1 tRNA gene is annotated in these 248 nt (G+C 48.4%); it reads right to left on the bottom strand.

Features of this window, described 5'->3' with window-relative positions:
* Nucleotides 1-171: 171 nt before the first annotated feature.
* A tRNA-Ala gene (locus tag L6D80_RS30030) sits at nucleotides 172-247 on the bottom strand.
* Nucleotide 248 lies beyond the last annotated feature (1 nt).

The raw sequence follows: 248 nt of genomic DNA, 5'->3' as shown, positions 1-248 counted from the left end.
TTTCGAGCAGAACTCACAAATTTTACCTTAGCCTGATCACACACCAGTGAAAGTGCGTGTCAGTCTATATCTATCACATATCCGAATTTTTAAAGAACGATCTGACAAAAGCCAGAAATCAACATTCGAAGCGAATGCTCATTTCTGAGTTTGATCAAGGTACCGCAGAAGTGGTGGAGCCAAGCGGGATCGAACCGCTGACCTCCTGCGTGCAAGGCAGGCGCTCTCCCAGCTGAGCTATGGCCCCG

Origin of the sequence: Pseudomonas ceruminis (assembly GCF_021602025.1) — a bacterium.
GTDB classification, from domain to species: domain Bacteria; phylum Pseudomonadota; class Gammaproteobacteria; order Pseudomonadales; family Pseudomonadaceae; genus Aquipseudomonas; species Aquipseudomonas ceruminis.
The sequence above is the reverse complement of the archived record's forward strand: the minus strand, read 5'-3'. Positions and strand labels throughout refer to the sequence as shown.